We start from the raw sequence: 1,756 nt of genomic DNA, 5'->3' as shown, positions 1-1,756 counted from the left end.
TTCAGACTCGCTTTCGCTACGGCTCCGTCTTTTCGACTTAACCTCGCACGAGATCGTAACTCGCCGGTTCATTCTACAAAAGGCACGCCATCACCCATAAACGGGCTCTGACTACTTGTAGGCACACGGTTTCAGGTTCTCTTTCACTCCCCTCCCGGGGTGCTTTTCACCTTTCCCTCACGGTACTGGTTCACTATCGGTCACTAGGGAGTATTTAGCCTTGGGAGATGGTCCTCCCTGCTTCCGACGGGATTCCTCGTGTCCCGCCGTACTCAGGATCCACTCAGGAGGGAACGAAGTTTCGACTACAGGGCTGTTACCTCCTCTGGCAGGCCTTTCCAGACCACTTCATCTACTCCGTTCCTTTGTCACTCCGTATTGAGTGTCCTACAACCCCAAGAGGCAAGCCTCTTGGTTTGGGCTGTTCCCGTTTCGCTCGCCGCTACTCAGGGAATCGCTTTTGCTTTCTTCTCCTCCGGGTACTTAGATGTTTCAGTTCCCCGGGTATGCCCTCCATACGCTATGTATTCACGTATGGATACTGTCCCATTACGGACAGTGGGTTCCCCCATTCGGAAATCTCCGGATCAACGCTTACTTACAGCTCCCCGAAGCATATCGGTGTTTGTCCCGTCCTTCATCGGCTCCTAGTGCCAAGGCATCCACCGTGCGCCCTTTCTAACTTAACTAAACACACTTTTCAGCCTGTTATCTAGTTTTCAAAGAACATGGCTTCTTCTTGAAGCTACATCTTCGCTGCCATGCGCCGAGGAATTTATCATCTTCGTAATCACTCGCAGACGCAGGCGCAAAACTAACGTGTAAACCTGCTTCATCGCAGCTTTGCGCCGAGGAATCTGTCTTCCTCGAAGCCACTTTTAGACGCAGGCGTAAAAAACATGACCTATCTACAAGAAAATGGTGGAGCCTATCGGGATCGAACCGATGACCTCCTGCGTGCAAAGCAGGCGCTCTCCCAGCTGAGCTAAGGCCCCATGGAATTGTATGGTGGGCCTAAGTGGACTTGAACCACCGACCTCACGCTTATCAGGCGTGCGCTCTAACCAGCTGAGCTATAGGCCCATACATACGAATATTTACTTATTAAGAGGGTGTTCCCTCAAAACTGAACAAAACAGACAGCGGAATTTTATCATATGTTTTTTGTGTTTGTCAACACATACGGAGTTATTCTCCGCTTTTCTTATTGTCTAGCTCCGGCTCCTAGCCCCTCGAGCCGCTTCGGTCCTGCTGTGGCGGCAACAGCCTCCTCGCAGGCCCTCCAGCGCTTGTCGGGGCTAAACAGTCGCCTCCGCTTTTCTTATTGTCTAGCTTCGAACTAACATCCTCCTCCGCGTCCGCTTTCTCCATCGACGTGCAAGCACGTCTCGTCAAAAGCTTGCGCTTCCGTCGGATGTTTCCTTGGCTACGCCAAGAACCGTTCTCCGCTTTTCTCATTATCCTTAGAAAGGAGGTGATCCAGCCGCACCTTCCGATACGGCTACCTTGTTACGACTTCACCCCAATCATTTGCCCCACCTTCGGCGGCTGGCTCCCGTAAGGGTTACCTCACCGACTTCGGGTGTTGCAAACTCTCGTGGTGTGACGGGCGGTGTGTACAAGGCCCGGGAACGTATTCACCGCGGCATGCTGATCCGCGATTACTAGCGATTCCGGCTTCATGCAGGCGAGTTGCAGCCTGCAATCCGAACTGAGAGCGGCTTTTTGGGATTGGCTCCCCCTCGCGGGTTCGCGA

Annotated in this window: 2 tRNA genes and 2 rRNA genes; all 4 read right to left on the bottom strand. The window is 52.8% G+C overall.

Annotation, left to right across the window (positions count from 1 at the left end):
* A 23S ribosomal RNA gene (locus tag JV16_RS14720) occupies nucleotides 1-689 on the bottom strand; the annotation flags it as partial.
* A gap of 230 nt (nucleotides 690-919) precedes the next feature.
* Nucleotides 920-995, bottom strand: a tRNA-Ala gene (locus JV16_RS14715).
* A gap of 11 nt (nucleotides 996-1,006) precedes the next feature.
* Nucleotides 1,007-1,083 (bottom strand) — tRNA-Ile (locus tag JV16_RS14710).
* Between the two features lie 384 nt (nucleotides 1,084-1,467).
* Nucleotides 1,468-1,756, bottom strand: a 16S ribosomal RNA gene (locus tag JV16_RS14700); the annotation flags it as partial.

The organism is Anoxybacillus ayderensis, from assembly GCF_000833605.1.
Taxonomy (GTDB): domain Bacteria; phylum Bacillota; class Bacilli; order Bacillales; family Anoxybacillaceae; genus Anoxybacillus; species Anoxybacillus ayderensis.
The sequence above is the reverse complement of the archived record's forward strand: the minus strand, read 5'-3'. Positions and strand labels throughout refer to the sequence as shown.